Source organism: Actinacidiphila sp. bgisy160 (assembly GCF_965342435.1).
GTDB lineage: Bacteria > Actinomycetota > Actinomycetes > Streptomycetales > Streptomycetaceae > Actinacidiphila.
Genome location: NZ_CBDRCM010000002.1, coordinates 31,903 through 56,753 on the forward strand (window position 1 = coordinate 31,903; position 24,851 = coordinate 56,753).

Here is a 24,851-nt window from a genome sequence, read left to right on the forward strand (position 1 = left end):
AGTCATCCGGTCTACCCCCTGTCAGGTCGCGTCGCGCAGCCGCACAGGGGTGAATTTGGGCACGCGCCCCCTGTGAAAACGAAATGGGATAAGTTGACGCCTTGGGTGACTCTTTCCCCCGGGATTAAGCTAGCGGATGGAGGTCTCGTGCAGCCAGTCCTTTTCAGGAGGGCTTTCTTCGTGGAACTCCGTGGAGGTGTCGGGTGTCACGAGGTTCTGAAATTGGTCACACTTCTCCTGAAGCCGCACGCCTTCCCGATTTCGGAATCGCGAGCGAGACGGAGTTCCCGTCGTCGGGTGACGTTACGTGGCTCGTCAGCCGAAGGTCAACCTCCAACTGCCCCATGATGAAAGTGAGTTGGAGGGCTCCGCTTGCGAGGTGTCGCAGACGGGGCGAAACGGGGTCATTCGAGGCAGGTTTTTTGAGACCGGACTGAAGTCGTCTGAGCGATCGGACTCAATCAACTGCTGGTTGACGTTGCGGCACTTGTCAAAATAGCCTCATGGCCCACACCGTGCGATCGGCATGGGACTCTCAGGAAAGAGCAGGCGGCGCGTGGAGACAGGTGAGGAGTTCGGGCCGTGGTTGGCCCGACAGCTCAAGCTTGCAGGGAAGACGCAGGCTGAACTGGCCGACGAGCTCGAGCTGACCCGGGCCGCTGTGTCCGCGTGGATCACCGGCCGGTCGACGCCTCGCCCGACCGTCATGGCGGACATCGCCAAGGCGCTCGGCACGGATCTGGGCACGGTGCACACCCGGACCACCGACACCCAGGCCGGCCTCCCGGTCACCTGGTACCACCGCCCCGGCTACCCCGACGGTGGCCGTGACCTCGGCAATGCCGCCGCCTTCGCCTTCGACGCCGACGTTCAGGTTCTCGCGCGAGAGACGTGCCAGAACAGCCTGGATGAGCGGCTGATCGAGAACGGCCGCCCGGTCAAGGTCCGTTACACGCTGCACGAGCTCACGGGGGAAGCCCTGGACGCCTTCCGTGAGGCGATCCTTTGGAACGATCTCTTTCCGCACTACTCCGCCGTCTCGGAGACCGCCGGTCACCAGAAGGTCGGTCGGGTCGTGGACGCCGGGGTGCGCGACATGTACGAGAAGGGCCGCTTGGTCCTGCTCCGCGTCGACGACTACAACGCCTCCGGGCTCATCGGCGACGACTACGCGGACGGCAAGTTCGCCGCCGTGGTCAGACGCCAATTGGAGAGCCTCAAGTCGGGTCCCGGTGCGGGTGGTTCGTACGGCCTGGGCAAGGCGACTCTATGGGCCACCAGCGCCCTCGGGCTCGTACTCATCAACTCCACCCTCTCCGTGCCTCATGAGGGACGCACTGAGCGCCGTGTCATCGGCCGTCTCGAACTGCCCTGGCGTGAGGTCGATGGCCGGTCGTACGCAGGCCCAGCCTGGTTCGGCCGCCCTGATCCTGACTCGGCCGGCGCCATGGTCGCCCGTTCCTGGTGGGCTGACGAGGAGACCGTGGAGAGGCTGTACCTGACCCGGGAGAACGACGAACCCGGTACATCCTTCCTCATCGTCGGTGCGCACGATGTGGCCGGCCTCGCGGCGAACTCCTCCGATCCCGACGACGGGTTCATCGGCGACGAGGAGGGTGATGCGGACACGCGTGATATCAGCGCGATGCACGCCCGGCTGGTCGAAGCGCTGGGGCGTGACTTCTGGGCCGCGATGACCGGCGGGGGCAGCAAGCTTCCCCTCCTGGAGGTGTCCGTCCGTACTTTTCGGAACGGCGAGGTGGTCGTGGCGGAGCAGCAGGTGGACCCGTCTGTCGAACAGCCCGCTCGGACCCGTGCGCTGAGGGCACACTACGAGGGCACCACGGTGGATCGCCTGACCGAGGCCGGGCAGGTGGCGGCGCGGAGCGTCCCGTTGAAGCTGCCGTTGTCCGGAGGTGCCCATGGGACGCTGGGCACGCACCAAGCGGTCCTGCTCGTCACCGAGGCCGACGGGGACAGGGACGGGGCGAAGAACCGGATGCACTCGTTGCGCGGTAATCGCATGACCGTCAAGAGGAGCGTGGTCCCGAGGCTGCCGATCAGCACCAACCCTTTCCAGGCAGTTCTGCTGGTGGGGGAGGCGGCCGGAGAGACTGCCCCCTTCGCGAAGGAGGCCGAGGAATTCCTACGTGCGGCGGAACCTCCCGAGCATGACCGTTGGGGGCAGACGGAAGAGCTGACACTGCGATGGTCGCCGTCCGCGTACCGGCGGATCAGCGCGCTGACTGCCGAGGCCAACAGTGCGGTGAGGGAACTCGTCGCGCGGCCGAAGCGCAGCAGCGGCGAAGGGGGCGAGGCCCTGCGCAAGGCATTGACCGTGCGACCGAGGCCCAAGGCCAAGACCCCGACCGGCCCGGCGGTTCCGGTCCTGGACGGGCTCGACGCGTCGGTCGGCGACGGCGGGGAGTGGCAGATCACCGGCGAAGTCAGCATCCCGCGTGGCGACGAGATCGTCCCGATGGTGCCGGTGGCGCAGCTGGACGTGCGTTCGGGGGGCCGACCCAGGCTGGACTGGGCCGAACTCGTGGGCGTCGAGGGCTGCGAAGCCGAGGACGGAATGCTGCGTTTCACACCCGGCGTGCGACGTGCGAAGTTCCGAGGAACCACCGACGTCACCAGCCACCCCGTCAGGACCACGCTCACTCGTCTTGTTGTCGAACTCCGCGCCGGCAAGGGGGAGTGACACGTGAAGTTCTACCCGTACAAGCGGCTCAACCGGCCGATCACGCTCAGAGTGACTTCGGTTTCCCTCAAGCTTTCCGACGGAACCCGTGACCAGTTGGAGACCGCCGCGTACTCGACCCAACAGCAGGCTGTCGCGCTCGGAGTCGCGGGCCACACAGACTGGGTGAGCGCCACTGTCGCTCTTTCTGCGACGCTGCCGCCCGGGGCGAACGCGCCGGATGCGCCCTGGGCGGATCTGTGTGTCCTCGCCGTACTGACGGACGGCGAGACCAATGTCCGTACCTCCGCGAGTCTCAGGCTCGACGCTGAGGACGGACGGGACTGGTCCGGCTCGCTGGAGGTGTTCCGCGACGATCACATGGCTCGGGCTTCCCTCGCTGTGTACGCGGTCGGGACGGTGGACGGAGTGCGCGGTCGGTCGATCGCCGAGACCGACCGGAGCTGGGTCATCGACACGGTTTCCGACGAGCCGGTCCGTGGGCTACAGCTAGAGGTCCAAAAGGCATCGTTCAAGAGGAGCTCCCGGGAGTGGCTGCAGGCTTACGCCGACGCGCCCTGGATCGTGGACGCCTCTGCCAGAGTCCCCTCGGTGTTCGTGAACACCGATGTGGAAGGCGTCATCGACCTCTTGGACAGCAATGGTTCGGGTGTGGACAGCAAGGTGCGTGACCTTCTGGTCGCCCAGATGGCCACTGACGTGTGGACCGCGGTGTTTCATGGTGCCATCGGCGATCTGGAGGTAGAACCCGGTGGCGGGCCGGTCTTCCCCACCGACTGGCAGGGCGAGGTGCTGCGGGAGATGCTCCCGGATGTGATTCCCGGTGTCCGTGTCGAGGAGGCCCTACGGCAGGTCCATCGCCGGCGCACCGGCGACTCGGGCTGGGTGGAGCTACAGACGCGTATCCATTACGCGGCAGTCCGCCGCGCCGATGCCACAAAGGCCCTGTCCTTTGTCATCCGCAGTCTGGAACAGATGAACCGCGAGAGTGAGACGTGATCACCCAACCCAACCACGTACCGGAGCGCCTGGGGCTGCTCGCCACCTCCGCTGTCGATCCGTTTCTCACCGAGGAACTGCTCAAAGGGGAACAGGTACACCAAGGCATCGATCTGGCGAAGGTCGTCGAATCGCTCCCCAAGGACGACGCCAGGTGGTGGGCCGAGCCGGTCCGGAGTCTGGTGGAAGACGCCATGTTCGAGTTCCGGGAGGACCGCACCCGAGCGGACGCGTGGCTCGCGCCACGGCTGCACGCCACGCTGCGCCTGACGCGACGAGAAGCGGCGGACAAGCGTCTCTGGAACCACCTCGCCCTGGCTGTGGCCCCGGATTACGTGGTCTGGCGGCACCTGTCGGAGCCGACGGCGACCAGGCCGGAAAGGCGCGTCGCCGCCGAGCGCTTCCGTGGCCCCGCGGATCGTCAGTGTTTCTCCCGCCTGTGGTGGGCGGCCGAACTCTTCAGGAACGGGTCGGACTACGAGCCGGTCGAAATCGCCTGTGGAAATCAGGACCTCATCCACACCGTCCTCCGGAGCGAGCTGATCGATCACCGTCCCACCGCTCAGGCTCTGGTCCGTCTTCTGAAGAGCGGCCAGGTCGCCGGCGGGCGAGAGGTCAACGGTCTCAGTGTCGCGATCAACGCGGCGGGAGCGACCTTGATCTACGACATCCTTGCGCCGGACCAGCCCCGCGACCCCGCCCCTCTGCGGGACTGGATCGCGGAAGCGGAATCGGCGCCACCCGTCGAGCGGTACGAACTCCCGAACGGGCCCGACGAGGACCCTGTCCCGGAGGAATCCGTGGCCGCGCTCACCAGCTACTTCACGGAGCTGTTCGATACCGCGCCGGTCAGGGGCAAGAGGAGCGGGGATTGACCTGGGCTGTGCTCGGACTACTTCGCCGGCGTCTGCTTGCCCTTACGAGGACGCACGGAGGAAGGCGGCGGCACCTGGTCCTCGGGGCGTGGGCACCTGTCGGTGCAGGCGTCGGCGGCTCCGCAGCCGTTGCTGCGCAGCTTGGCTTGCTGTTCCTTCGTGGCCGGCTGCCACGGCTTCCTCAACGCCTCCGGGTCCGGCTCGTGGAGCCCTAGAGCGGCGCTCAGCAGGTGCGCACCGAACAGGGGCGGTACGGCGTTGCCCACCTGCTGGGCCTGCCCCGTACCGGACCACGGATAGTCCGGCGGGAAGCTCTGCAGCATGCCCGCCTCGTTCATGCTGAACCGCGGACCCTCGTAGACGATGTCGTCGTCGAGGTGCTCGAAGACCACGAAGCGGGAGATACGACCGGTGACGGTGGCGGCGGGCTGCTCGTCGGTCCGCACTCCACGCCTTCCCGGGTTCCCGGAACTGCCGTAGTTCGAGCGGACCAGGAAGCGAGTGCGACGGCCCGGATGTGAGCCCACCGGTTCCGCGAGGGCATCCCGCATCGACCTGCAGCGCGGGGGCTCCTCGCCGCTCGTCGATGCGGTGGCGCCCTCGTTGAGTGTCGGCTGATGGACCTGGCCCGCAGCCCGGTCGGGTTCGCTCGTTCCGCTCTTCCAGTTCCATTCCTTCGCTTCATAGGAACGGTGGGTCGCTTCAGGGAGCGAGGGCTCTCCGAGCCCTACACGCCGAGCGATCAGTACCGCGCGGGATCGTGTCTGAGGCACCCCAAAGGTCTCGGTGTCGAGGATGCCGAAGACAACCTTGTATTTGGTTTCATCTGGAAGCCCTATGTCCTCCAAGACCTTGGCGTAGTGCTTCCAGAGCGGGGCCACCGCCGGTACCTGCTCAAGGACGATGACGTCGTACGGGCGGTGCCCCCGGTTCGGGCTCCTGGTCGCCTGGATCGCGTATCGGAGAGGCTCGAGGACCAATGCAGTGCGCGGATCGGGGAGGGATTTCAGTTCCTCGTCGATCTTCTGGTCGGGCTCGCCTGCCATCAGCCGGTCGATGTACTTTTTGACCCGGTCCAAGGCCTGGCGTCCGGCGCCGTGTCCGGCCACAGAGTACGTCTGGCACGGAGGGCCACCGGCGAGCACGTTGATCTCCGGCGGCAGGGACTCGAAGGAATCCCTGCGTACCGCGCTCACGTCGGCGTGAAGGGTGTCCAGCCCGGCCGCGTATCGCGTGAGGCACGCACTTCTGTCCCACTCGATACCGAGACTGGGGATGTCGAACGCGTGCCCAGCGACATCCAGCCCTCCGGGTCCTGCGAAGAGGTCCAGGACAAAGGGGTTGTGGAGGATGGGCTGGTGGTGCGCCGAGCTGGTCATGTGGCCGAAGTCTAGCCGGCTGCGCGGACGCCCGGATCCGCGCTCAACGCTTCAGCGACGGCTCGGCCCAGCGCCTCTCCGACCGGCGGCGGGGTGGCGTGCCCGATCTGACGGTATCGGGCGGTCTTCAGGCCGGAGATCCGCCACTCTTCGGGGAAGCCTTGGAGCAGGGCGGTCTGGTCCACCGTGATCCTCACCAGTCCCTCGTCCCCGAGTGACGGATCCCACGTGAAGTCGGGGCCCGGCGGCTCGTTCCCGAATGACTTCGTGTAGACCCCCATGCGCCGCCACTTGGCCTTTGTGCCGCTCGGCCCGAAGTCAGGACCTCCGTGTGTCTTGGATCCGCCCACCAAGGTTGGGGCCACCCCCGTTGCCTGGGCCCCCCAACGGTCGGCGTCCGGCCAGCCGCGGGAGCGCATCGACGGTGCCAGCGCCTGTCCGACCGATACGTGCTTGTGGAGGCTGGGGCGGGGCGGGCGGAAGACGCTCGCCCACTGCTGCTTCACGGCCACGAGGATGCCTTGCATGCGGTCCTGGGGCACTCCGAAGTCGACAGCGTTCAAGATGAACCAGGTCAGCTCGTAGCCGAGGTGCTTCAGCTCTTCGTGGAGGAAGTCACGTACCGGCGCCAGGGAACCCTGGTCAACGAAGCTCGGCACGTTCTCGATGATCAGTGCCCGTGGTTGGACGGCATGGACCAGGTAGGCGGTCGCTTCGATGAGCCGCAACTCGGTGTCCGACGACTGGCGCGTCACTGTCGCGTTCGACTTCACCCTGGGTAGCCCAGCGGCCAGCAGATCGACGTCGTACACCTCGGGGTGGTCCACGGGGTCGAAGTCGAGAAGGTCGGCTTTCAGCACATTCCAATGCGGCCGGTTGGCTTTGAGCGTGTCGCAGGCAGACGAATCGTTGTCCAGGAGGAGTCGAGGCGTGAAGCCCGCTCGTTCCAACCCCAGCGCGAGTCCACCTGCCCCGGAGCACACGTCGACGAAGCTCAGTCCGCTCAACGATTCCTCCGCAGTCCCCGCTCGACCTTCCGCTGCTCCACCGCCGCCGCGATACGGAGAGCCACGTCATCCGGTGCTTCATGCTCCCAGAAGCGCAGTACCTTCCAACCGGCCACTACGAGGTGTTCCGTGGTCTCCTTGTCACGCGCCATGTTGCGGTCCAACTTCTGCCGCCACTCCTCTGCGTTCGACCTCGGCTGCGTCGCGTGTTCCGGGCAGCTGTGCCAGAAGCATCCGTCGATGAGGACAGCTATTTTGACCGAGGTGAACGCCACGTCGATGCGGCGCCGCGGCATGCCCGGCACCGGGTACTCCACGCGGTAGCGCAGGCCGGCCGCGTGCAGGAGGCGTCGGATGAGCAGTTCGGCGGCCGTGTCCTTGCTCGCCTGCCTGCTCATGCGTGCGGAGATGGAGGGCGACGACGGCTTCATTGTGCTCAATGCAGCTGTGCCTCACGATCGTGGCTCGGTCCCGACAACAGGCGAGTCCGGGGCGGTCGAGCCAGCGGACTACGGCTGTCGTGTCGATTCCATCACGGGCCGAGCGCTGCCGTACCGCACTCCCTGTCAGTTTACGGTGAGACGGTTGCGAAACCAGTGGGCTTGATCGGGTGTGGTTGACGAAGTCGCCTTCACACGAGGGACGCACAGGTGTACCTGTTCCCCCAGCGGGGCTTCGACGCGGCGGTGAGCCGCTTCGGGGTGATGTTCTTCGCCGACCTCGCCGCGCGCTGCGACCCGGCGGACGGTTGGCGTTCGTGTGTCCGCGCGGCCACCGGAGCATGGACCAGACGAAGATCTACCGGGCGATCGGGACCGTGGTCTCCGTACCCGGCCTGACCGGGAACACCGGGCCGGCCTGCTTCGGCGATCCCGTGCACACCGAGCGGATCCTGAACGAGGCGGGCTTCGACCGAGTGTCCTCAACCGCGGCCGACCTCCTCATGGGCTGGGCCCCGTCCGGCACTGGCTGCGCGAGGACGAGGCCGACGAGACGACTCGCTCCCGTGCCCGGGACGGCGCGCTGGAGGCCTTCCGCGGCTTCACGACCGTGGACGGGGGTGTCGTTGCTGACAGCCCGCCTGGGGTTGGTGACCGCCGAACGTCCCGGACGGCCGGCCCGTCGACGTGATCCTCCGGGCGGCGGCCGGCTTGGACGCGTGGGCGTCCGACAACCTCCCGAGCCACCCGGACACGCCGTGCCCTTACCAAAAGGGCGCGGCCCGTTCGGGTGACCCGGGAACTTTCGGGGTGCGGAGTTGCTCCGCCTGACACCTTGCTTTCTTCCATCCGTACTCGTTGACACGGCGACGGCCGGACGCGGCGCCACGGCGGGCGCGTCCGGGACATTGGACGAGGGAAGGCGCGCATGAACGTCAGTGCTCACATCGAGGCCGTCTACGCGGACGTCTGCCGGCGCAATGCCGGCGAGAGGGAGTTCCACCAGGCGGTGGGGGAGGTGCTGCACACGCTGGCGCCGGCGCTGGAGCGGCACCCGGAGTACCTGGACACCCGGATCGCGGAGCGGATGTGCGAGCCGGAACGGCAGGTGATCTTCCGGGTGCCGTGGGTGGACGATCAGGGGCGCGTGCAGGTCAACCGGGGCTTCCGGGTGGAGTTCAGCAGCGCGCTCGGCCCGTACAAGGGGGGCCTGCGCTTCCACCCGAGCGTCGACCTCGGCATCGTGAAGTTCCTCGGCTTCGAGCAGATCTTCAAGAACGCGCTGACCGGGCTGGCCATCGGCGGCGGCAAGGGCGGCTCCGACTTCGACCCCAAGGGCCGCTCCGACGGCGAGGTCATGCGCTTCTGCCAGGCGTTCATGACCGAACTCCACCGGCACCTCGGCGAGCACACCGATGTGCCGGCCGGGGACATCGGCGTGGGCGGCAGGGAGATCGGCTACCTCTTCGGGCAGTACAAGCGGATCACCAACCGTTTCGAGGCGGGGGTCCTGACCGGGAAGGGCGTCGCCTGGGGCGGCTCGCACGCCCGGACCGAGGCGACGGGGTACGGGGCGGTGTACTTCGCGGCCGAGATGCTGGCCACCCGCGGGCAGGGCTTCGAGGGGCGCCGGGCGGTGGTCTCCGGGTCGGGCAACGTCGCCGTCTACGCGATCGAGAAGGTCCGCGCGCTGGGCGGCTCGGTGGTGGCCTGCTCGGACTCCGGCGGCTACATCGTCGACGAGGCCGGCATCGACCTGGAACTGCTGAAGGAGATCAAGGAGGTGCGCAGGGCGCGGCTGTCGGCGTACGCGGAGGCCAGGCCGAACGCGCGGTACTCCGAGCGCGGCTCGGTCTTCGACGTGCCGTGTGATGTGGCGCTGCCCTGCGCCACGCAGAACGAACTGGACGGGCAGGACGCCGGGACGCTGGTGAAGAACGGCGTGCTGGCCGTCGCCGAGGGCGCGAACATGCCCTGCACCCCGGAGGCGATCGAGGTGTTCCGGGAGGCGGACGTGCTCTTCGGTCCGGGCAAGGCCGCCAACGCCGGTGGTGTGGCGACCTCGGCGCTGGAGATGCAGCAGAACGCGTCCCGCGAGCTGTGGACCTTCGAGCGGACCGAGGAGCGGCTCGCGCAGGTGATGCGCGACGTCCACACCCACTGCCGGGCCACCGCCGCGGCTTACGGCGGCACGCCGGACGACTACGTCCTCGGCGCCAACGTCACGGGCTTCCTGCGCGTGGCGGAGGCGATGACGGCGCAGGGCGTCGTCTAGGCGCCGCGCGGTGCGGTGCCCGTGCCCTCCCGCGACGCGCGCGGGAGGGCACGGGCGTGCCCGGCGGCGGTCAGGAGGGGCCGCCGCCCATCACGCGGGCGAAGTCCGCCGGATCGGTGTCGTAGCCGTGGAGGCCGGGGCGGAAGCGCCATTCACCGGCGTCGCCGCGGCGGAACTCGCCCACGGTGGCGGCCGTGGCGCCCGCGACCTCGCCGAGGTCGGAGGCGGCGAGGTCGGTGTGGCCCTCGACCACGCGCACGCCGGTGCCCGCGACGTCGCCGAAGGTCATCCGGCCGTCGCGCTGCTGCACGACCACGCCGACGACGACGCGGTGGTACGCGGCGCCGAGCCGGTCGAGTTCGAGGGTCATGACCTCGTCGAAGCCCAGCCCCTTGCCGGTCTTGCTGTCGCGGTTGAGCGTGATGGTGCCGTCCGGGGAACGGCTGTCGAAGTGGACGAGGTACGCCGGGGTGCCCTGCGGGTCGGCGGCGCTGTAGGTGGCCGCGACGATGTCCAGGTCGCTGGCGGGTGCGCCGAGCGGACTCGGGTCCCATTTGAGCCGGACCTCGACCTTACCGAGGCCCTTGGTGACGCTGCTCACAGGCCGGCTCTCCTCGTCTCCTGCTGGTCGGGTGCGGCTGTCACGGGGAACGCCCTTTCATCTGCGGTCAGTTGACGGACGGCCGCGCGTCGCGCGCCCGTCCGAGGCGGCAACGAACGAGGGCGATCCCGGATTCCTGGCAACCGATCCGGTGTCCCAGGCGGTTCAGGCGGTGTGAGGCTGCTGGGAGCACGGACAGGAACACGATGGCAAGGACACCACGGTGAGGGATGCGGAGACGGACTTCGAGGAGTTCGTCGCCGCGCGCGGGCCGCGGCTGCTGCGGGTCGCCTGGCTGCTGACCGGGGACACGCACCTGGCGGAGGACCTGCTGCAGACGGTCCTGGCCAAGGTGTGGCCGAAGTGGCGGGGCATAGCCGGGGAGAACCCGGAGGCCTACGTGCGCAGGGCGCTGGTGAACACGGCCTCCTCGTGGTGGCAGCGCCGCTGGCGGGGCGAGGTGCCGCACGGCGAGGTGCCGGACACGGCGGTGGCGGCCGCGGCGGACCCGTTCGCCTCGGTCGACCTGGAGCAGTCGCTGGCGGTGCTGATACGCCGGCTGCCCGCACGGCAGCGGGCGGTGGTGGTGCTGCGCTACTTCGAGGACCTGAGCGTCGAGGAGACCGCCGATGTGCTCGGCTGCCGGCCCGGCACGGTCAAGAGCCAGGCGGCCAAGGCGCTGACCATGCTGCGGGGGCAACTCGCGGCGGTGCCGAGCCTGGCGAGGGGTGGTGAGCGGTGTGAACGCGGAGCCTGAGCCGGAGGACGAGTGGGAGCTGAGCGTGCTGCTGGAGCGCGCCGTGCCGCGGCCGCCCGCGCCCCACGACCGGATGGCGCAGGTCAGGCGGCTCGTGCGGCGGCGCAGGCGGCGCCGGGTGGCCGCCGGGGCGGTGGCGGCGGTCGGTGGCGTCACGGCGGCGGTGATGGCCGCCGCGTTGCTGCAGCCCGCGAATCCCGTGACGCCCCGGGGGCAGCGGATCCTGCCGGCCGCGTCCCCGTCCCGCTCGGTGCCGGCTCCGGGGTATCCCCTGCCGGGGCCGACGAGGAGCACGGACCCCGGGTACGAACTGGTCGGCGTGGACGGCCTGTCCGGGCTGAGGCTGAAGATGCGCGGCGAGAACTGGCGGTCCTTCACGACCTCCGGCCCGCGTGGCCTGGTGGTCGGGTTCGTCGGCTCCGGGCCGCTCCACGAGCGCGGCGAGTGCACGAAGCCGGAGATCATCAGCTACTCGGTCTGTCCGCCCGTGGACAAGGTCGCCGAGGAGGGGGTGCTGATCTCCTTCCGGCAGGTGGAGGCGCCGGGGGGCAGCGGCGACCGGCCCGGCCGGTTCATGGTGAAGGGTGTGGTGGCGGCGGGTGAGGGCTGCCGTGCGCTCGGCGGCCAGTGGGAGCTGACGGGCTGGGGGGAGGACCCGGACGCCACGTCCTCCGTCGGCCTGTTGGTCAGCGCCTGTTTCAACCGTCCGGCGAAGGGGACCGTCGACGCGGTCACCGCCAGCCTGAGGACGGCGACGTTCGCCGCGCCGTTTTCTGGCGGCCCGGTAAGCCCGGGCACGCCGGGCTGACCCGCGGGGGACCGGTCCGCCCGCTTTGCGGGGTTCCTCCGACCCGGCACTTGTTCATCGCTCCTTCCCATGGATGAGGTGAAAGGGGCACGGCGGCTGGTGCGCCCGGTGACCGCACAGGGCGACGGTGACCGCCGCGCCCGGGGCGCGCTCGTCCCCGCCGGGGGCGGGGGTCACGACCGCGAGGGCGGCCCGGCGGACCGCGCCGTGCACGCAGGGACGGCCAGCAGCGCGGCCACGGCGGCGGCGATCGGCACGGACTTCATCCGGTGACCGGAACGGCGGCCGGGCGCGGGGCCGTTGGGTGTGCCGTATGCGTACGAAGTGTGACAGGTCCGCGACATTGGGGCGGTTCGCGCTCCGGAGTCGCGGTGCTACAGTGCGAAGAGCACGGCTGTGCGCCCCTCTTCGGCGCCGGTGCTCCCCCGCGTGGCCGTCCTGCGGTCCGCTCCCGCAGTCCGCTGCGGCGTTCCCTTCCGCCCGCGCCCCGCGTCGGCGATCTCCCGAGGCTTCCGCCTCCTCTGCCGCGCGTCCCGACGGCCGGCCCGTTCCGCCGCCGTACGCGCCCTTCTCCCGAGGACCACGTATGCCCACAGCTCCCACCACCCCCACCCCCACCCTCAGCCCTGCCCCCGCCCCCGCCCCCGCTTCCTCCCCCTCGGGCGAACGGCTCGTCGCCGTCGCCGGCGTCCTCGACGTCGAGGACGGACGAGGATTCCTGCGCACCGCCGGCTACGCGCAGGGTCCGCACGACGTCCCGGTGCCGCAGGAGGTGATCAGGCGGTACGGGCTGCGCAAGGGCGACGCCGTCGAAGGCCTGGCCACGGCCGGCCGCTCCCGTGCCCTCGTACGGGCCGATCAGGTCGGCGGGCAGCCAGCCGGCCTGGCCCGCGGGCGGCGGCACTTCGCGGACCTGACCCCGCTCCACCCGTCCGAGCGGCTGCGCCTGGAGTGCCCGAAGGGCGGTCTGACCACCCGCGTCATGGATCTGCTGGCCCCCGTCGGCAAGGGCCAGCGTGGGCTGATCGTCGCACCGCCGAAAGCCGGCAAGACCATGCTGCTGCGGCGGCTGGCGCACGCCGTCGCGGACAACCACCCCGAGTGCCACCTGATGGTGGTGCTCCTGGACGAACGGCCGGAGGAGGTCACCGACCTGCGGCGGTCGGTGCGGGGCGAGGTCGTCGCCTCGACCTTCGACCGGACGCCCAGGCAGCACATCGCCGTCGCCGAACTGGCCGTCGAGCGGGCCAAGCGGCTGGTCGAGACCGGCCGGGACGTGGTCGTCCTGCTGGACTCCCTCACCCGGCTGTGCCGGGCGCACAACAACGCGGCGTCCTCGGGCGGCCGGACGCTGTCCGGCGGTGTCGACGCGGCGGCGCTGCTCGGCCCGAAGCGGCTGTTCGGCGCTGCGCGGCTCGCGGAGGAGGGCGGTTCGCTGACCATCCTGGCCACCGCGCTGGTCGACACCGGATCGCGGGCCGACGACTACTTCTTCGAGGAGCTGAAGAGCACCGGCAACATGGAGTTGCGCCTGGACCGCGGGCTCGCCGACCGCCGGGTCTTCCCGGCGGTGGACGTGGCCCCGTCGGGGACCCGGCGCGAGGAGCTGCTGCTCAGCCCTGCCGAGCTGACCGCCGCCCGTGGCCTGCGGCGGGCGTTGCGTGGTGCGGGGGGCTTGGAGACGTTGCTGGAGCGGCTGCGGGCGACGCCGGACAACGCCGCGTTCCTGCGGCAGATCCGCGGCACGGTCCCGGCCGCCTGAGCCCGCGGTGCCGGCCGGGGAGCCGCATCATGGAGTGGTGACCACACCGCGGTGCGTGGGACCCCGGGGCGGCGGCCGGCGGGACCGGCCGCCCGGCTTCGTCTGGTACGGGGCCTACGGCTCCAACACCCACCTCGCGCGCCTCGACAGCTATCTCGCCGGCGGGGCGCCGCCCGGGGGCGGCCGGGAGTACCCGGGCTGCCGGGACGCGCGGCCGCCGCCGCGGTCGGTGCCGCTGGAGCTGCCGGGGCGGATGTACTTCGCGACGCGGTCGCCGGTCTGGTCGGGCGGCCGGGCCTTCTACGACCGCGACGCGCCGGGGGGCGGGGTGCGCGCCCGCGCCCATCTGCTGACGATCGATCAGTTCTCGGACATCGCCGCCCAGGAGATGTACCGGTCGCCGGGTACCGACCTCGATTTCGGCGAGGTGCTCCGGTACGGCAGGGCCCGGGTGGGCGACGGGCGCTACGAGACGCTGCTGTACCCCGGGGACGTGGACGGGCACCCCGTGCTCACCTTCACCGCGCCCTGGGGCTGCGGCGGGACCGAGCACGTCAGGCCGTCCGGGATCTACCTGCGGCACATCGCCGAGGGCCTGGCCGAGACGGGCGCCTGGGACCTGCCCGGCATCGCGGCCTACCTCGCGCGGTGCGCGGACGGGGCCTGGACCCCCCGGGAGATCACGGCGCTGCTCCGACGGTGACGCACCGCGCCGATGGATTACGGCGGCACTGCCGGTCCTAGGGATGTACGGGCACGCACGAGAGCCCGTACGCCCATGCCCGCAACCCCTTCCGGGAGGTCGCCATGGCCCGGCCCGCGCCGCCCCCACCCGCCTCCCGACCGGGCGGTGGGCCCGCCGTGCTCGTCCTGACCGGCAGGCTCGACCGCGCCGGGATCCCGCCGCTGACCGAGCGGCTGCGGGCGCTGCTGGCCGAGCGGGGCGGCACGGTGCTGTGCGACGTGGGCGGGCTCGACGGTGTCCCGGACGTCGTGCTGGTCGACGCCCTCGCGCGGCTGCAGCTCACCGCCCGGCGCCACGGCGGCCGCATCCGGCTTCGGGGCGCCGGCGGCGCCCTGCGGGAACTGCTCGCGCTCACGGGACTGGGCGGGCTAACGGGCCTGGGGCCCGAGGCGCGCGGGGAGGCCGAACAGCGGGAAGAGCCGTTCGGTGTCGAGGAAGGAGTTGAGCCCGGTGATCCGGCCGTCCGATATCTCGATGACCTGCAGCGCCCACGGTTCGTGCCCCCCGCCGGGGGCGGGCCGGTACTGCCCGAAGCCCGGGGTGCCGTTGGCCGTGACGGGGACGAGCCGTGAACCGCGGCAGCCGGAGCCGAGCCCGAGCATCCAGGCCCTGATGTCCGCGGGCCCGCGCAGCCACAGGCCGAAGGGCGGCATGGACAGCGTGGCGTCCTCGTGGAGCAGTGAGGTGAGGGCCTCCAGGTCGTAGGACTCGAAGGCGGCGACGTAGCGGCCGAGCAGGGCGCGCTGCCCCTCGTCGAGCGGACGGGCCGGGTCGGTCACGGCGGGGCCGGCGGCGGCGAGGGCGGCGCGGGCCCGCTGCAGCGCGCTGTTGACCGAGGCGACGGTGGTGTCGAGCAGTTCGGCGACCTCGGCGGCCTTCCAGGCCAGCACCTCCCGCAGGATGAGCACGGCCCGCTGACGCGGCGCGAGGTGCTGCAGGGCGGCCACGAACGCCAGGCGCACGCTCTCGCGCTGGTCGGCGAGGTCGGCTGGGTCGCCCGTCTCGGGCAGGACGCGGTCGTCGGGCGCAGGGGAGATCCAGGTGCTCTCCGGCAGGGTGCCGGGCAGCGGGCCGTCGGCGGTGCCGGGCGAGGCCAGGTCCATCGGGCGGGCGCGGCGCCCGGTGCCGCCCAGGATGTCCAGGCACGCGTTGGTGGCGATGCGGTACAGCCAGGAGCGGAGGCTGGAGCGGCCCTCGAAACGGTCGTACGCCCGCCAGGCCCGCACCATCGTGTCCTGGACGGCGTCCTCCGCCTCGAACGCCGAGCCCAGCATCCGGTAGCAGTAGCCGGTCAGCTCCGCGCGATAACGCTCCAGCTCCTGTGCCACATCCGGGGGTGCAGCGAGATCGCTCATGGTTCTCCTCCGCCTTCCGATGAGTTCCGGAGTGCCCACGGGTCTACTTCAGCACAGACCACTGACAGAGAGCCCGGAACGGAACGAGGCGGACCATGCCGACCCAGATCTTCGTCAACCTTCCCGTACAGGACCTGCCCAGGGCGAAGGCGTTCTTCGGCGGCCTCGGCTTCTCCTTCGACGACCGGTTCACCGACGACAACGCCGCGTGCCTGGTGATCGGCGAGGGCATCTTCGCGATGCTGCTGGTCGAGCCCTTCTTCCGGCAGTTCACCAAGAAGGAGGTCGCCGACGCCACGAAGACCACCGAGTCCATCCACTGCCTGGGCGTCGAGTCGCGGGAGCGCGTGGACGAGCTGGTCGACACGGCCCTGGCCACCGGCGGGTCGCCCTCGAACGAGCCCATGGACCAGGGGCCGATGTACGGCCGCAGCTTCCAGGACCCGGACGGCCACCTGTGGGAGGTCGTGTACATGGACCCGGCGGCACTCGAGGGCTGACCGCCGGACTTCGGCCGGGGGCGGGCGGGCCGCTGCCTCGGCCGTGAGCTCCGCGGCCCACCCGCTGCGGGCGACGGACGTTCAGTCCCGGCCGATGTCCGGTATCTCCTGCTCCGCCCAGATGACCTTGCCGTCGGCGGTGTAGCGGGTGCCCCACCGGCGGGACAGCTGGGCGACGAGGAAGAGCCCGCGGCCGCCCTCGTCGGTGGTCCTGGCGTGCCGCAGCCTCGGCACGGTGTTGCTGCCGTCGTAGACCTCGCAGATGAGGACCGACTGCCGGATCAGCCGCAGCCGGATCGGCCCCGAGGCGTGCCGGATGGCGTTGGTGACCAGCTCGCTGACGATCAGCTCGGTGATCATCAGCAGCTCCTCCAGCCCCCACTCGGTGAGTCGGCGCGCGGCCAGCGCCCGGGCCTCGCTGACGACCGCCGGGTCGAGCGGCAGGTCCCAGGCGACGAACCGGTCGGCGGTGAGCGCGTGCGTGCGGGCGATCAGCAGCGCGACGTCGTCGGCGGGCGGACCGGGCAGCAGCCGCTCCAGTACGGCCGAGCAGAGCTCCTGCAGCGGCAGTTCGGGGTGCGCCAGGGCGTGCGTGAGCCGCCCCAGGCCGACGTCGATGTCCTCGCCGGAGGTCTCGATCAGGCCGTCGGTGTAGAGGGCGACGATGCTGCCCTCGGCGAGTTCGAGTTCGGCGGACTCGAAGGGCATGGCGCCCAGGCCGAGCGGCGGCCCGGCGGGCAGCTCGGCGAAGGTGACCCGGCCGGAGGGGTCGACGACCGCCGGCGGCGGGTGCCCGGCGCGGGCCGTCGTCAGCCGCCGGGTCGCCGGGTCGTAGACGGCGTACAGGCAGGTGGCGCCGGTGACGGCGGCGGCGACGGACGGGTCGGCGGTCTCCTCCTCGGTGAGCCGCATGACCAGGTCGTCCAGGTGCGCCAGCAGTTCGTCGGGCGGCAGATCCATGTCGGCGAGGGTGTGGACGGCCGTTCGCAGCCGCCCCATGGTCGCCGCCGCGGTGAGCCCGTGCCCGACGACGTCCCCGACCACCAGCGCGATCCGCGCCCCGGACAGCGGGATGACGTCGAACCAGTCGCCGCCCACGCCGTCCTGGATGTCGGTGGGCAGGTAGCGGGAGGCGACCTCCAGTGCCGTGCCGCCGGCCAGCGTCTGCGGCAGCAGGCTGCGCTGCAGGGTGAGTGCCGCCTCGTGCTCGCGGGTCCAGCGCCGGGCGTTGTCCACGCACACCGCGGCGCGGGCGGTGAGTTCCTCGGCGAGCAGCAGGTCGTCCTGTTCGAAGGAGCCGGGTCTGCGGTGCCGGACGAAGGTCACCACGCCGAGTACGGTGCCCCTGGCCCGCAGCGGCACCCACATCACCGACCGCATTCCGAATTCGCGGATCTTGGCCGCGCGGGCCGGGTCCTTGGTGAGCCAGGACGCCCGGTCGATGGCGATGTCGGCCTCCATCTCGGACCGGCCGGAGGCCATGCAGCGCACGTGCGGCGAGGTGACGCCGACGTTGATCCGCTCGCCGAGCGCGACGATCGACTCCGGGGTGCCCGGGTGCACCGAGCGCATCGCGGCACGGCACAGCGGCACCTCGCCCAGAGCGCCGCCGGTCGGCGGCTCGGCACCGCGCAGCACCGGCTCCAGCAGGTCGACGGTGACGAAGTCGGCGAGCCGCGGGACCGACACGTCGGCCAGTTCCTGGGCGGTGCGGGTGACGTCCAGGGTGCTGCCGATGCAGGCCCCGGCCTCGTTGAGCAGCGCGAGCCGGGCCCGGGCCCGCCACCGGTCGGTGACGTCCATGGCCATGTAGCAGACGCCCAGCATCCGGCCCTCGGCGTCGTCCAGGCGGTAGAAGGAGGTGGAGAAGGACCGCTCGCGATAGGGGGCGGCGAGCGTCCAGCCCTGGAACTCGTGGTCGATCGCGGGCTCACCGGTCAGCAGCACCTCGCGCATGATGGCCTCCAGCGCCCCGGTGTCCATCCCGGGCAGGGCGTCGGCCATGCGCATGCCGATGCGGTGCTCGCGCGGCACGCCGCCGAAGCGTTCCAGGGTGTCGTTGAGCCACACGTAGCGCAGATCGGGGTTGAGGACCGCCATGCCGATCGGGGACCGGCTGAGGAAGCTCTCCAGGATGGCGCTGCTCACCGCCCACGACGGGGTCCTGGCCAGGTCGATCGCGGACACCAGCCAGCGCTCCGCGCCGTCGGGGGCCGTCAGCGCGGACACCCGCAGGCCGAGCTCGATCCGCCGCCCGTCACGGTGCCGGGCGGCCACCAGACCGCCCCAGATGTCCTGGTCCTGCCACTGGGCGGCCATTTTCGCGGCCCCGGCGCCCTGCTCCGGCGAGGCGAGCAGCAGCGCGGCGGGGCGGTGCATCACCTCCGCGGCCGGATGGCCCAGCAGGTGCTCCGCGGCGGCCGTCCATCCGACGATGGTCCCTTTGCCGTCGATCAGCGCCGACGCGGCATAGGCCAGGTCGAACGGCGCCTTGGCCGGCGCCGCCGCGCTTCCCTCCGGCATGACCATCAGGGACGTCCCATTTCCGCTGATACGTGTCTTTCATGCTAGGGCGTCCCGTACGCGGTGGCTCCTCGCGGTGGCTCCTCGCGGTGGACCGGCTCTGGTCCGGCTCCGCGGCCGCTCAGGGCAGGGGCCGTGCGGGGCCGGGTGGTGGCGTCGGGCGCAGGGCGTGCAGGCCGCCGTCCACGGGGAGTGCGGTGCCGGTGACGGCCGCCGCGGAGGGCCCGGCGAGGTAGGCGACGGCATCTGCGACCTGCTGGGCGGTGACCAGGCGCCCGCTGGGCTGGCGGGCCTGGAGCGCGGCCCGCTCGGCTGCCGGGTCGGGGGCGGCCGCGATCAGCCGCTCCACCCAGGGGGTGTCGACGGTGCCGGGGGTGACGCAGTTGACCCGCACGCCCTCGGGCAGGTGGTCGGCGGCCATGGCCAGGGTGAGCGCGAGGACGGCGCCCTCGCTCGCCGCGTAGAGCGCCTGACGCGGCAGCCCGGCGGTGGCCGTGACCGAGGAGATGTTGACGATCGACGCGTAGGGGGAGCGGCGCAGGTACGGCAGCGCCGCCCGGCTCGCCCGGACCACGCCCAGGAGGTTGACCTCCAGCACCCGGCGCCACTCGCCGTCCGGGTTCTCCTCCACGGTGCCGACCGCCCCGGTCCCCGCGTTGTTGACCAGGATGTCCAGCCCGCCCAGGTCCTCCACGGCGCGGCCGACCGCCCAGCGCACGGACGTGTCGTCGGCCATGTCGGCGGCGAGCGCGTGCACGTGCCCAGGAGCCCGGCCGGGCGCCTGGTCCAGCACGGCGACCCGTGCGCCGCGTGCCGCCAGGGTCTCCGCCGTGGCGAGCCCGATCCCCGTGGCGCCGCCGGTGACGATCGCGGCGAGCCCCTGCAGCTCCCGGGCGGTCATCGGGCGGTCCCGGTCCCCGCGCGCGTGACATTGCTCCCCGCACGGGCCGGGCGCAAGTCCCCATCACTCTTACGAGTGAAGCGAATTTTTGAGCCCCTCCCGGGCTCCGCGGCCCGGGCGCAGCGCGCGCGGTCGGAGGGGGCCCGTCCGGGCCTTCCCGCCGTGCCGTCGGGGGTCCCGCCGACCCGCCCGGGGGCGGCCCGGGGAGCCAGCCGCTCTGATGGAGCCCCGCCGCCCTCCGCGACACCCGTCCCCGCCGCCCGCCGCCTCCCGCGTCCCGGCCCGGTACGCACCCCGCGGGGGGCGAGTGACATGGGGAAGCGGGGTTCCGGAGTCCTCGCGGGAGCGGCCCGCCCAGCGTGTTCCTGCTCGCTCATGAGGGCCTCCCGGGACACGGGGACCGGCGTTGCCGCCGATCGAGCCATCCGTGGTCAAACAGTTTATATCGGTCATTGCTCATGATCGAATCGTGGGCGCACAGATGGTGAGGGAGTGCCCGGGAGGGGTTTGCGCCGACGCGTGGAAACCGATAACCATACGTCAATCGGCATGTGCCAAGGGCATCGTGATGCGGCATCAGCCATGAACGGAAGCGGCTATGCTACTTGCGGCTCAGCGTGTTGTAGCAATTACGCCAGGTCAGGCGAAGCCTCCTGGTCCTCGACTCCGCTGACGCCGCAATCCGCTGCTCGTGCCGTGTTCGTTCCATGACTAGCGATCACCTGAGGATGCTGATGGTTCGTGCTGGATCGTCCCCCGGAGACCACCGGCCCACCGCCACGTCCGCGTGGTTATTCCCGGTCGTCATAGTCGCGGCGGTCGCGACCGTCGCGGTCTGGACCGTCCCCTCGTCCGCCAGGGTGGCCGTCCTGTGGTGCGGTGTGACCGCCACGGTGGCCGTCGCCGTCCTCGCCGTCGAGGTCGCCCGCCGAGGGCACCTGAACGCGGAACTCCGTGCCGAGGTGGCCCGCCACGAGGCCGAACTGAAGTACCGGCTGGCCCAGCAGGAGGCCGAGACCGTACGCCTCGCCAAGGAGCAGTTGCCCGACGCCATGGCGCGGCTCCAGCGCGGTGAGTTCCTCGAGGACGTGCTCAAGGGCGTCGACACCCGTACCGAGGGCCTCACCGCCGAGTTCCGCAGCGCGCACCAGGCCGTTCTCCACTCCGTCCTCACGGCCGTTTCCGCCGAGGAGGACATCCGGGAGTCCTCGCAGCGCGCCTTCGTGAACATCGCGCGCCGCGTGCAGGCCATCGTCCACCAGCAGGCGAGTGCCCTGCGGGAGATGGAGGACCGGCACGGCCAGAGCCCGGAGGTCTTCGGCGATCTGCTCCGCCTCGACCACGGCACCGCCCTGATCGGCCGTCTCGCCGACAGCATCGCGGTCCTCGGCGGTGCCCGCCCCGGACGCCAGTGGAGCAAGGCCGTCCCGCTCTTCAGCGTGCTGCGTGGCGCGATGTCGCGGATCACCGACTACCAGCGGGTCGAGCTGCACTCGGTCTCCGAGGTCGCGATCGTCGGCCCCGCGGTCGAGCCGCTGATCCACGCGGTCGCCGAACTGCTCGACAACGCCACCCGTTACTCCCCGCCGCAGACCCGGGTGCACCTGACCGCGGTCGAGGTGCAGTCCGGCATCGCGATCGAGATCGAGGACGGCGGCGTCAGCCTGAGCGAGGAGGCCCGGCAGCGGGCCGAGCAGATGCTCGCCCAGGCGCAGGCAGGCATGGACCTCAACGGCCTCGGTGAGACGCCCCGCCTGGGCCTCGCCGTCGTGGGCCGTCTGTCGAAGGCCTACGGATTCCAGGTCTCGCTGCGGACCTCCGCCTACGGCGGTGTGCGCGCGGTCCTGATCGTCCCGCAGGACCTGATCACCACCACCACGAACGCGACGGGTCTGGCGCACGGCATCGGTGCCGCCTCCGGTCCGCGGTCCGTCCCGGCGCCCCGCGCCGGCGCCGCTTCCGGTTCCGGTTCCGACGCCAAGCGGATCTCGGGGCCCCAGGCCTCGGCCCCCGTGATGGCCGACATGGCGGACGACATCCCCGTCGTCCACGAGCGCACCTCGAACGGGCTGCCCCAGCGGCGTCGGCGTACCCCGCCCGCCGCGGCCGCTCCCGCGGGCTCTGCGTCCGCTGCCGGTTCCGTCACTGCTTCCCGTGCCAAACCACCGGCCCAGGAGCCGGTGCAGCCCGGCATGTGGTTGGCCGCCTTCCAGAGCGGCGTGTCAGGAGAGACGCCCGCTGCCGCTCCCGTCAGCAACAGTGACGAGTCGTTAGATAAGGGTGAGTAGCCGTGATTCAGCAGCGGGCCAACATGGACTGGATGCTCAAGGACCTGGCGACCAGCGTTCCGCAGACCCGCCACGTGGTGGTGCTCTCCGCGGACGGCTTGCGCATGGCCCAGTGGGGTACGGACACGGACGCGGCCGACCGGCTCGCCGCGGCCTGTGCGGGTCTGCAGAGCCTGGCGGCGGCCGTCGCCACCGAGTTTCCGCACGGTGACGGCCGTATGAGGCTGGTCGTGATCGAGATGTCGGGCGGCTTCTTCTACCTGATGGCGGCCGGGGCCGGCGCGTACCTCGCCGTGCTCGCGGACGAGGGAGTCGACGCCGGACTGATGGGGCAGCGGATGCGCGACCTCGTGGCGCGCATCGGCGAGCACCTGAGCAGTCCGCCGCGCAGTGACGAGCAGGCCGGATGAGTGAATCGGGTCAGGGATGGGAGGAAGGAAGCCCCGAGCGGCTCTACGTGATCACGGGAGGTCGGAGTGGGGGGTCCGAGACTTCCACCCTCGACCTGGTCACGCTGGTCCGGGCGCGCACCGGACCACCGCCGGGGATGCCGCCGGAGCAGGCCGCGATCGTGCGGCTGTGCAGTTCGCCCCTCTCCGTGGCGGAGATCTCCGCGTACCTCAATCTCCCGGTCAGCGTGGTGACGGTGCTCCTCACCGACCTGCTGGCCGAGAAAAGGGTGGAGGCGCGTTCGCCGATTCCGCCCGCCAACCTTCCCGACGTCGCTCTTATTGAGGCGGTGATGCATGGACTTGAGAAGCTCTGACCCCCTCGTCGTCGCCGGCCCGCGGAGCGAGGACGCACTGCCGGAAACCGCCGCCGCCGCGGTCAAGATAGTGATCGTGGGGGGTTTCGGGGTCGGCAAGACGACCCTGGTCCGATCGGTGAGTGAGATCCGGCCGTTGACGACCGAGGAGACCATGACCCAGGCGGGTGTCGGCGTGGACGACACCGCCGGGGTGGAACGCAAGACCGCGACCACCGTGGCCATGGACTTCGGCCGGATCAGCATCAACCGGGAACTCGTGCTGTACCTCTTCGGCACCCCCGGCCAGCAGCGTTTCTGGTTCCTCTGGAACGGGCTCTTCGAGGGGGCGCTGGGCGCGGTCGTGCTCGTCGACACCAGGCGCCTCGAGGTCAGTTTCGACGTCATAGGGCGGCTGGAGGAGCGCGGGGTGCCCTTCGTGGTGGCCATCAACACCTTCCCGGAGGCACCCGCCCACCCCGTCGAGGAACTGCGGGCCGCCCTGGACCTGCCCGAGCACGTCCCGATCGTGGACTGCGACGCCCGCATGCGGGACTCCAGCCGCGACGTGCTGCTCACCCTGATGCGCTACCTGCACTCCCTCGCGCTCTCCACGGAGGCATCGTGACCACACCACCCCCCGAGTGCCCCGCCCACGCCTCCGGTGCCGCCGGCGTACGCCGGCTCTACGACCCCGAGGCCGAGGCCGACCCGATGGGCGTCTACGAGAAGCTCCGGGCGGAGCACGGAGCCGTGGCCCCCGTCCTGCTCCATGACGATCTGCCGGCGTGGCTGGTGCTCGGCTACCGGGAGAACCTGGAGGTGCTCCGCACGCCTTCGCGGTTCTCCTCCGATTCCCGGCGCTGGAGCGTCTTCCAGCGCGGGGAGCTCAAGCCGGAGCATCCGCTCGCCCCCACCATCACCTGGCAGCCCCTGGTCGTCTTCGCCGACGGTGAGGACCAGAAGCGACTGCGCGGCGCGGTCAGCCGCGGTATGGGGCGCTTCAACCGCCACGGCATCCGCCGCCACGTGACGCGGGTCTCGAACCAGCTGATCGACGAGTTCGCCGCTGCCGGCAGTGCCGACCTGGTGCCCCAGTTCGCCGAGCAGTTGCCCCTGCTCGTCATGACGAACCTGCTCGGACTTCCCGAGGAGGAAGGTCCGCGACTCGCCGAGGCGTGCCGTGACCTGATGAAGGGCACCGAGACCTCCGGCGCCAGCTACGTCCACATCCTGGAGTCGCTGACCCGGCTGGTGGCGGAGAAGCACGTCGACTCGGGCCACGATCTGGCGTCCTGGCTCATCGACGACGCCGCCGGTTTCAGCGACGACGAGGTCATCCAGCACCTGCGCCTGGTGCTCGTGGCCGCGAACGAGACCACCGCGAACCTGATCGCGGGCATGGTGAAACTGGTGCTCACCGATCCCCGGTTCCGCGGCAACCTGTCGGGCGGTCACATGACGCTGCCCGACGGCCTGGAGCAGGTGCTGTGGGACGAGCCACCGCTGTGGGTGATGCCGGCCCGGTACGCCACGGGCCCGATGGAACTGGGAGGCCAGCGCATCGAGGAGGGGGACATGCTCCTCCTGGGCCTCGCCGCGGGCAACACCGACCCGGCCATCCGTCCCGACCTCGCGACCCCGATGCACGGCAACCGGTCCCACCTCGCGTTCGGCGGCGGTCCGCACGAATGTCCGGGCCAGGACATCGGTCGTGCGATCGCCGAGACCGGCATCGACGTCCTGCTGGCCCGGCTTCCCGACCTGCGGCTCATGGTCGAGCCGGAGGACCTCGCCCGGATCCCGGCGTGGACCTCGCACCATCTCGCCGAACTCCCCGTGGAATTCACCCCGCGCCGTCCGCGAGAAGGGGAGGACACCGGGGTCAGCGCGAGGCCGGCGCCGCGCGAAGTGATCCCCCAGCCGCTGCCGCAGGCGGCGCCGCAGCCTTCCGCGGCCGCGGTCGCACAGGTGGGCGCGTCGCCGATGCCCCCGGAGCAGGCCCGCAGGCGGTCTTGGTGGAGTGCTCTGTGGAGCCGACTGCGGTCGTAGCCCGAGCGTCTCATTCTGTGACCCGCGCACGGCGGGCGCACGGGCATATGCGCCCGTGCGCCCGCCGTGCGCCTCTGTGTATCGGGAGGGCCCTTCCCGCCTGGTCGCGGCGCGAGCGTGCGCCGTCCGCGCACA

The 24,851-nt window shown here is 71.1% G+C and carries 22 protein-coding genes and 1 pseudogene; 16 read left to right on the forward strand and 7 right to left on the reverse strand.

The features are described from left to right. Window positions 1-556: 556 nt before the first annotated feature. From ACRWNP_RS02790 to ACRWNP_RS02800, 3 genes are read left to right on the forward strand one after another with little or no spacing between them, the layout of a single operon-like run. Window positions 557-2,704, forward strand: a complete 2,148-nt coding sequence (locus ACRWNP_RS02790) for a helix-turn-helix transcriptional regulator (protein WP_431959254.1) — start codon at window positions 557-559, stop codon at window positions 2,702-2,704. Window positions 2,705-2,707: 3 nt separating this feature from the next. Further along, window positions 2,708-3,703 carry a hypothetical protein gene (locus tag ACRWNP_RS02795; RefSeq protein WP_431959255.1) on the forward strand — a complete coding sequence of 332 codons (996 nt, stop codon included), beginning with the start codon at window positions 2,708-2,710 and terminating at the stop codon, window positions 3,701-3,703. Beyond that, window positions 3,700-4,578 carry a DUF6339 family protein gene (locus ACRWNP_RS02800; protein WP_431959257.1) on the forward strand — a complete coding sequence of 293 codons (879 nt, stop codon included), beginning with the start codon at window positions 3,700-3,702 and terminating at the stop codon, window positions 4,576-4,578. The genes ACRWNP_RS02795 and ACRWNP_RS02800 overlap by 4 nt, the downstream gene beginning before the upstream one ends. Window positions 4,579-4,595: 17 nt before the next feature. On the opposite strand, the gene ACRWNP_RS02805 is transcribed toward ACRWNP_RS02800, so the two are convergent. The 3 genes from ACRWNP_RS02805 to ACRWNP_RS02815 are packed head-to-tail and all read right to left on the reverse strand — an operon-like array spanning window position 4,596 to window position 7,362. Next, window positions 4,596-5,957 (reverse strand): DNA cytosine methyltransferase, encoded by a 1,362-nt coding sequence (locus ACRWNP_RS02805; RefSeq protein WP_431959259.1) that lies wholly within the window; start codon window positions 5,955-5,957, stop codon window positions 4,596-4,598. Between the two features lie 11 nt (window positions 5,958-5,968). Next, complete coding sequence (locus ACRWNP_RS02810) at window positions 5,969-6,964, reverse strand: DNA cytosine methyltransferase (RefSeq protein ID WP_431959260.1); 996 nt, start codon at window positions 6,962-6,964, stop codon at window positions 5,969-5,971. After that, window positions 6,961-7,362 carry a very short patch repair endonuclease gene (locus ACRWNP_RS02815; protein ID WP_431959261.1) on the reverse strand — a complete coding sequence of 134 codons (402 nt, stop codon included), beginning with the start codon at window positions 7,360-7,362 and terminating at the stop codon, window positions 6,961-6,963. The genes ACRWNP_RS02810 and ACRWNP_RS02815 overlap by 4 nt, the downstream gene beginning before the upstream one ends. Before the next feature lie 970 nt (window positions 7,363-8,332). Between ACRWNP_RS02815 and gdhA the strand changes: the two genes are divergently transcribed. Then, the gene (gene gdhA, locus ACRWNP_RS02820; RefSeq protein WP_431959262.1) at window positions 8,333-9,679 is read left to right on the forward strand and encodes an NADP-specific glutamate dehydrogenase; all 1,347 of its coding nucleotides are present in this window, start codon (window positions 8,333-8,335) and stop codon (window positions 9,677-9,679) included. 70 nt (window positions 9,680-9,749) lie between these two features. Here the strand turns inward: gdhA and ACRWNP_RS02825 are convergent, their stop codons facing one another. After that, on the reverse strand, window positions 9,750-10,280 hold the full coding sequence (locus ACRWNP_RS02825) for a TerD family protein (protein ID WP_431959263.1): 531 nt from the start codon (window positions 10,278-10,280) through the stop codon (window positions 9,750-9,752). A gap of 223 nt (window positions 10,281-10,503) precedes the next feature. Between ACRWNP_RS02825 and ACRWNP_RS02830 the strand changes: the two genes are divergently transcribed. The 6 genes and pseudogenes from ACRWNP_RS02830 to ACRWNP_RS02855 all read left to right on the forward strand — a co-directional run. Then, on the forward strand, window positions 10,504-11,037 hold the full coding sequence (locus tag ACRWNP_RS02830; protein WP_431959264.1) for a SigE family RNA polymerase sigma factor: 534 nt from the start codon (window positions 10,504-10,506) through the stop codon (window positions 11,035-11,037). Continuing rightward, window positions 11,021-11,845, forward strand: a complete 825-nt coding sequence (locus ACRWNP_RS02835; RefSeq protein WP_431959265.1) for a hypothetical protein — start codon at window positions 11,021-11,023, stop codon at window positions 11,843-11,845. The genes ACRWNP_RS02830 and ACRWNP_RS02835 overlap by 17 nt, the downstream gene beginning before the upstream one ends. A gap of 69 nt (window positions 11,846-11,914) precedes the next feature. Continuing rightward, a complete protein-coding gene (locus ACRWNP_RS02840; protein ID WP_431959266.1) occupies window positions 11,915-12,118 on the forward strand; it encodes a hypothetical protein in 204 nt (67 codons plus the stop codon). 313 nt (window positions 12,119-12,431) lie between these two features. Beyond that, on the forward strand, window positions 12,432-13,607 hold the full coding sequence (gene rho, locus ACRWNP_RS02845; protein ID WP_431959267.1) for a transcription termination factor Rho: 1,176 nt from the start codon (window positions 12,432-12,434) through the stop codon (window positions 13,605-13,607). 37 nt (window positions 13,608-13,644) lie between these two features. Then, window positions 13,645-14,310, forward strand: coding sequence for a histone deacetylase (locus ACRWNP_RS02850; RefSeq protein ID WP_431959268.1), 666 nt, complete (start codon window positions 13,645-13,647; stop codon window positions 14,308-14,310). A gap of 104 nt (window positions 14,311-14,414) precedes the next feature. Continuing rightward, window positions 14,415-14,702, forward strand: a pseudogene (locus tag ACRWNP_RS02855) (STAS domain-containing protein); the annotation flags it as partial. Window positions 14,703-14,720: 18 nt separating this feature from the next. Here the strand turns inward: ACRWNP_RS02855 and ACRWNP_RS02860 are convergent. Further along, on the reverse strand, window positions 14,721-15,707 hold the full coding sequence (locus ACRWNP_RS02860; RefSeq protein ID WP_431959269.1) for a sigma-70 family RNA polymerase sigma factor: 987 nt from the start codon (window positions 15,705-15,707) through the stop codon (window positions 14,721-14,723). 95 nt (window positions 15,708-15,802) lie between these two features. Here ACRWNP_RS02860 and ACRWNP_RS02865 point away from each other — a divergent pair, with 95 nt between their 5' ends. Continuing rightward, the gene (locus ACRWNP_RS02865) at window positions 15,803-16,207 is read left to right on the forward strand and encodes a VOC family protein (RefSeq protein WP_431959270.1); all 405 of its coding nucleotides are present in this window, start codon (window positions 15,803-15,805) and stop codon (window positions 16,205-16,207) included. Between the two features lie 81 nt (window positions 16,208-16,288). On the opposite strand, the gene ACRWNP_RS02870 is transcribed toward ACRWNP_RS02865, so the two are convergent. Both ACRWNP_RS02870 and ACRWNP_RS02875 read right to left on the reverse strand, forming a co-directional pair. After that, entirely contained in the window at window positions 16,289-18,736 is a 2,448-nt protein-coding gene (locus ACRWNP_RS02870; RefSeq protein ID WP_431959271.1) for a SpoIIE family protein phosphatase, read from the reverse strand. Between the two features lie 115 nt (window positions 18,737-18,851). Beyond that, a complete protein-coding gene (locus ACRWNP_RS02875; RefSeq protein WP_431959272.1) occupies window positions 18,852-19,631 on the reverse strand; it encodes an SDR family NAD(P)-dependent oxidoreductase in 780 nt (259 codons plus the stop codon). A 734-nt stretch (window positions 19,632-20,365) separates the two neighbouring features. On the opposite strand from ACRWNP_RS02875, the gene ACRWNP_RS02880 reads away from it, so the two are divergent. Genes ACRWNP_RS02880 through ACRWNP_RS02900 form a run of 5 tightly spaced genes read left to right on the forward strand, consistent with a single transcriptional unit; the run spans window position 20,366 to window position 24,716 of the window. After that, window positions 20,366-21,919, forward strand: a complete 1,554-nt coding sequence (locus ACRWNP_RS02880) for a sensor histidine kinase (RefSeq protein WP_431959591.1) — start codon at window positions 20,366-20,368, stop codon at window positions 21,917-21,919. A gap of 23 nt (window positions 21,920-21,942) precedes the next feature. Then, a complete protein-coding gene (locus ACRWNP_RS02885) occupies window positions 21,943-22,329 on the forward strand; it encodes a roadblock/LC7 domain-containing protein (protein ID WP_431959592.1) in 387 nt (128 codons plus the stop codon). Then, window positions 22,326-22,685 carry a DUF742 domain-containing protein gene (locus ACRWNP_RS02890; protein ID WP_089222571.1) on the forward strand — a complete coding sequence of 120 codons (360 nt, stop codon included), beginning with the start codon at window positions 22,326-22,328 and terminating at the stop codon, window positions 22,683-22,685. Before ACRWNP_RS02885 ends, ACRWNP_RS02890 begins: the two co-directional genes overlap by 4 nt. Next, window positions 22,666-23,292, forward strand: a complete 627-nt coding sequence (locus ACRWNP_RS02895) for a GTP-binding protein (RefSeq protein WP_431959273.1) — start codon at window positions 22,666-22,668, stop codon at window positions 23,290-23,292. Before ACRWNP_RS02890 ends, ACRWNP_RS02895 begins: the two co-directional genes overlap by 20 nt. Then, window positions 23,289-24,716, forward strand: a complete 1,428-nt coding sequence (locus ACRWNP_RS02900; RefSeq protein ID WP_431959275.1) for a cytochrome P450 — start codon at window positions 23,289-23,291, stop codon at window positions 24,714-24,716. The genes ACRWNP_RS02895 and ACRWNP_RS02900 overlap by 4 nt, the downstream gene beginning before the upstream one ends. Window positions 24,717-24,851 lie beyond the last annotated feature (135 nt).